Below are 5,472 nucleotides of genomic sequence, written 5' to 3' on the forward strand. Positions count from 1 at the left end.
TGCAAAAGAGATTGGGTATAAAAAATGTGCAATTTTTAGAAAAAGGGAGAGAGAATTGATTAATTTTTAATCAATTTATGAAAAAATTTTTTTTAATTTTTTGATAGAATAGATGGACTTTAAATCTAAAAAAGGAGTTTATATGAGTGCAGTTAAAGATTTTTTTAAGCTGCTTGGAGAAGAGGAGATAGAGTTTGTAGACTTTAGATTTACAGATATATTTGGAAGATGGCACCATTTGGCCTACAACGCTAAAGCCGTTACAGAAGAGATGTTTGAAAAGGGTATTCCTTTTGATGGAAGTTCTATTAGAATGTGGAAAAATATAAGCGAATCAGACACGCTTTTAATGCCTGATGCTTCAACTGCTTTTGTTGATCCTTTTACTGCCGATCCAACCGCCGTTGTTATATGCTCAGTTTGTGACGTTGACGGAACTCCATATTATAAAGATCCAAGAACAATAGCTAAAAAAGCAGTTGAGTATCTAAATGAGTCTGGAATAGGCGATGCTGTATATTTTGGACCAGAAAACGAGTTTTTTATCTTTGATCATATCCATGTAGTTGATGAGATGCATAAACAAGGATATGAGATAGATTCTGAAGAGGGTGCTTGGAACTGGAAACATGACCCAAGAGACGAAGGTGGATACAATATCGGCCACAGACCGGCTCCAAAAGAAGGATATTTTCCTGTTCCACCAGTTGATAGCCAAATGGATATAAGAGCTGAAATGGTTAAAGTTTTAGACGAAGTTGGTATTGAAACTTTCGTTGTTCATCATGAGGTTGGTACTGCTGGACAAGGTGAGATTGGTGTTAAATTTGGAGACATTATAACTGCGGCGGATAATGTTCAAAAATATAAATATGTTGTAAAAAACGTTGCTCATATAAACGGGAAAACCGCTACTTTTATGCCAAAACCTTTATATAACGATAACGGAAACGGAATGCATGTTCACTGCTCAATCTGGAAAGATGGTAAAAACCTATTTTTCAAAGCCGGCGAATATGGTAATCTTAGCGAAATTGCAAAATGGTTTATTGGTGGTATTATAAAACATGCCGGTGCAGTTGCGGCATTTACTAACCCATCAACTAACTCTTATAAAAGATTAATGCCTGGATTTGAAGCTCCTTCAGTTTTGGCATATAGTGCAAGAAACAGAAGTGCATGTTTTAGAATTCCTTATGGCGCGGGCGAAAAGAGTGTTAGAGTAGAATTTAGAAGTCCAGATAGCTCAAGCTGTCCATATTTGGCATTTACTGCTATTTTAATGGCTGGACTTGACGGAATAAAAAATCAAATTGATCCTGGCGAGCCAAGAGATGAAGATCTATTTGAATATACTCTTGAAGAGCTAAGAGATCAAGGTATCAAAACAATGCCTGCAACTTTAAGAGAAGCGTTAGAAGAACTTAAAAAAGATCACGATTTCTTAACAGCTGGCGGCGTTATGAGCGAAGATTTTATAAAAGAATATATCGATTGGAAATATGAAGTTGAAGTTAATCCAGTTGAAGGAAGACCTCATCCATACGAATTTATTCTATATTATAGTTGCTAATTTATCAAAGGGCTTTCGCCCTTTGAATCTTACTTCTTTTATCTTCTTATAACAAAATCTTCTGTATTATAATTTATTAAAATCGTCTAATTTCTAAGGACTTTTATGGATTTCCAAAAAATTTTAGAAGAGATCTACAATGAGATAAAACCTCACATTGGAAAAGGGAAAGTAGCCGATTATATCCCTGCTTTGGCAAATGTGGATCCAAATCAGTTTGGAATGAGTATAGTAACAAAAGATAAAAAAGTCTATAGTATTGGTGACGCTAAAAAAAGATTTTCTATTCAGAGCATATCAAAAGTTTTTACTTTTACCATTGCATTAAATCTTTACTCAAAAGAACTTTACAAAAGAGTAGGCGTTGAGCCCAGTGGAACTCCTTTTAATTCACTTGTTCAACTCGAATATGAGCACGGAAAACCTAGAAACCCTTTTATAAACGCAGGCGCCTTGGTAATAACGGACTCTTTAATAAGTCATTATAAAGATGAGTATATAGCTTTAGAAAATATAATAAACTTTATAAGAGAAATTAGCGATAAATCCGATATTAACATCAATCCAGATATTGCAAAATCGGAAATGGAGCATGGATTTAGAAATAGGGCTTTAGCAAATTTAATAAAAAGTTTTGGAAATTTAGAAAATGATCCAGTTATTACAGTTGAAACATATTTTAAACACTGCTCTATAGAGATGAATTGCGAAGAACTCGCTAGATCTATGCTTTTTTTGGCTTGCGGTGGTAAAGATCCTATAAAACAAAAAGAGTTTATAACCCCTTCGCAAGCAAAAAGGGTCAATGCAGTAATGCTAACTTGCGGACATTACGACGCTAGCGGAGAATTTGCGTTTCATGTTGGACTTCCCGGTAAAAGCGGTGTTGGAGGGGGAATAGTGGCTGTTGTTCCAAACCATATGGGAATATGCGTATGGTCACCCCCTTTAAACAAATATGGAAATTCTTTTGCTGGGACAATAGCTCTTGAGCTTTTCACAAATAAAACGGGGTTTTCTATTTTTTAAATTTCTCTTTCACATAATTTTTAAACCAGCTTGTGCAACATCCGCCGCTTGGATTTCTCAAAGAGCAGTTACAACCGTGAAGTTTAACTTTTAATTTTTTCTCTTCAAACGAGTTTTCGTTGATATTTGATTTGGTATAATTAAAACAAAAACATATAATTCCATCCTCACTGGAGCCACTCTTATATCCTACTTCTCTAATTACATCTTTTTGGGTTAAGCTCTCACCGATGGCAAAATAGATATTTTCGCAATCTTCGTTCCAACAAAAATAGTAGGTTTTATCCTTCTTTATTTTTGAAATATCCTTTAAATGAGCCATTAACACCTCATGAGTGACTTTTTGCCCCTTATCCTTACATTTTGGACATACTCCTTCTGTAACAAAAAACATAACTCTCCTTAAAATATTAAATTATCCTCTATAATAGGTTCGTCTTTGATAACCGGAGGCTTTGAAATATCGGTAAAAATCTCTCTTTTGCCCCTATATTTTGCCACGATTACTCCATCTGGTCTTTCAAACTCCCTTTGCATTTGAGGATGGGTCTCTAAAAGTTTTTTAAAAAAACTTCCAACAACCGGAGCCGCAGCCACTCCTCCGGATTCTCCTTTTCTTAAAGGAGTGTTATTATCTTTTCCAAACCATACGATCGCTTCATATTGTGGAGTAAATCCGCAAAACCACGCATCTATATTATTGTTTGTAGTTCCTGTTTTTCCAGCAACCTCAAGTCCTTTTACCTTGGCCCTTCTACCTGTTCCTCTTTTTACCACATCTTTTAAAATATCTATCATTAAATATGCCTGTTTTTTTTCAAAAAGTTTCTCTTCATGAGGCTTAGTTTTAAACACTATATCTCCATCTTTATCGTTTATTTGCAGTATCAATCTTGGTTTTACCTTTACGCCGTAATTTGAAAAGATCGAATAAAATCCCGCAAAATCGTAAGGAGATATACCTAAACTACCCAAAGATAAAGATAGATCCATAGGAAGATCCTCAAACCCAAATCTTTTTAACTCTTTGTATATATTAATTAGCCCAATTTCCGTTACAAGGTTTATGGTGGCCAAATTTCTGGAGTGAACTAACGCTTCCCTTAAGGTTATGAGACCTTGAAAATCTTTTTCATAATTTTTAGGCTGCCATCTTTTTGTGCCGTTTTTATCCTCAAACTCATAAGTTCTTGCCACATCTGGTATTAAAGATGCCGGGGAGTATCCAAAATTTAAGGCAATCTGATATATAAAAGGCTTAAAGGCGCTTCCTGGCTGTCTTTTGGACTGGGTTGCGCGATTAAAGGGGCTCATTTTATAATCAACTCCTCCAATTAGCGCTAAAATATCGCCGGTTTTGTTTTCCATAACAACCATAGCGCCGTTTAAACTATCTATCTGCTCTTCATTTTTGGCTCTTTTTTTTATATTTTCGTATCCCTCTTTTAAACTCTCTTTCGCCATTTTTTGAAAATCAAGATCGATAGTAGTATAGATTTTATAACCTCCCCTTCTTAAATCCTTAATATTTTTACCTACTCTTCTTATAATCTCATCCACCACATACGGCGCTCTATTTTGCGTTAAGGTATCATCATACACTATAGGCACCTCTTTTATGGCGTTAGCAAACTCCTTATCTGTAATCCAGCCAAGCTTATGAAGTCTTGAAATTACCCTATTGGCTCTTTCTAAAGAGGCTTCGAGATTTTTTGTCGGATCATAAAAACTTGGAGCTCTTGGCAATCCAACAAGCATTGCCGCCTCTTTTAGAGTCAAATCTTTTAAACTTTTTCGAAAATATCCAAGAGCAGCTGTTTTTATACCGTAATATCCGTGTCCGAAATAGATCTGATTTAGATATCTCTCTAAAATCTCCTCTTTTGATAGTTTTGTCTCTAGCGCAATTGCCAAAAGAACCTCTTTTATTTTTCTCTCGATTTTCTTTTCCCTTGTTAAGAGGGTGTTTTTTATGAGCTGTTGGGTTAAAGTGCTTGCTCCTTCAACAAATTTTCCAGCCTTTATATCTTTTATAATAGCTCTAAATATAGCGTCAAAATTTATTCCTCCGTGTTCAAAAAATAGAGTATCCTCTATAGCAAGAAGGGATTCGATAATTTTTGGCGGAATCTCATCATATGTGGCGTAAACTCTGTTTTCCTTTTCAAATATATTTGCGATTAACTCTCCGTTTCTATCATAAATTTTTGTAGTCAAAATAGGCTTATAATTTACAATAGAGTCTATTTGATCCCTAATTTGAGAATAATAATATACTAAAGTTACAAACAAAGAAATAGTCGCTAAAAAAATAATAGAAAATAAAAATCTCACTTTCTCCACTCTCTTTTTGCAAAATTTGATTCTATCAACTGCTTGGTATAATCTTGTTTAGGATTATACAACAAATCCTCCATCAATCCATTCTCAACTATTTTTCCTTTCTTAATTACCGCAATCTCTTTGCACATTTTTGACGCGCTTTCGATATCATGGGTAACAAAAAGGATTAAAAAATTAAATCTTTTTTTCATATCTTTTATAAGGTTTATTATCAACTCTTTGGTTTGAGGATCAAGAGCGGTAGTAGGCTCATCAAGTAAAAGCAGTTTTGGTTTTAGTGCCAAAGCCATCGCTATGATCACTCTTTGAAGCTGGCCTCCGCTAAGCTCTGGGGGAAAACGATATAAATGCTCTTTTTTTAACCCAACCAGTTTTAGCAACTCTACCGCTTTATCTGTAGGGATTAAAAATTGATCTTTTATTTTCGTAAGGGGAGATAAAGATGTAAATGGATTTTGCGGAACCAAAGATAGGGTATCCCCTCTTTTTAATTCAAAATCGCTATCGATATCTATCTCATAAAAAAG

At 34.7% G+C, this 5,472-nt stretch carries 5 protein-coding genes; 2 read left to right on the plus strand and 3 right to left on the minus strand.

The window, feature by feature from the left end:
* The first annotated feature begins 142 nt into the window (after positions 1–142).
* On the plus strand, positions 143–1,573 hold the full coding sequence (gene glnA / locus AC30RD_RS05775; protein ID WP_489493389.1) for a type I glutamate--ammonia ligase: 1,431 nt from the start codon (positions 143–145) through the stop codon (positions 1,571–1,573).
* 105 nt (positions 1,574–1,678) lie between these two features.
* Positions 1,679–2,602 (plus strand): glutaminase, encoded by a 924-nt coding sequence (locus AC30RD_RS05780; protein WP_489493390.1) that lies wholly within the window; start codon positions 1,679–1,681, stop codon positions 2,600–2,602.
* Here the strand turns inward: AC30RD_RS05780 and AC30RD_RS05785 are convergent.
* From AC30RD_RS05785 to AC30RD_RS05795, 3 genes are all read right to left on the minus strand, one after another.
* On the minus strand, positions 2,592–2,996 hold the full coding sequence (locus AC30RD_RS05785; RefSeq protein ID WP_489493391.1) for a hypothetical protein: 405 nt from the start codon (positions 2,994–2,996) through the stop codon (positions 2,592–2,594). The two genes, AC30RD_RS05780 and AC30RD_RS05785, sit on opposite strands and share 11 nt — an antisense overlap.
* Before the next feature lie 8 nt (positions 2,997–3,004).
* Entirely contained in the window at positions 3,005–4,936 is a 1,932-nt protein-coding gene (locus AC30RD_RS05790) for a transglycosylase domain-containing protein (protein ID WP_489493392.1), read from the minus strand.
* The coding region (locus AC30RD_RS05795; RefSeq protein WP_489493393.1) for an ATP-binding cassette domain-containing protein at positions 4,933–5,472 on the minus strand (540 nt) is incomplete at its 5' end. The genes AC30RD_RS05790 and AC30RD_RS05795, both read right to left, overlap by 4 nt.

This window comes from Nitrosophilus sp., from assembly GCF_982775275.1.

What these genes read in the sequence shown, in the direction of transcription:
- glnA (WP_489493389.1), top strand. Translation starts at nt 143, where the DNA reads ATGAGTGCAGTTAAAGATTTTTTTAAGCTGCTTGGAGAAGAGGAGATA.
- AC30RD_RS05785 (WP_489493391.1), bottom strand. Translation starts at nt 2,996, where the DNA reads ATGTTTTTTGTTACAGAAGGAGTATGTCCAAAATGTAAGGATAAGGGG.
- AC30RD_RS05780 (WP_489493390.1), top strand. Translation starts at nt 1,679, where the DNA reads ATGGATTTCCAAAAAATTTTAGAAGAGATCTACAATGAGATAAAACCT.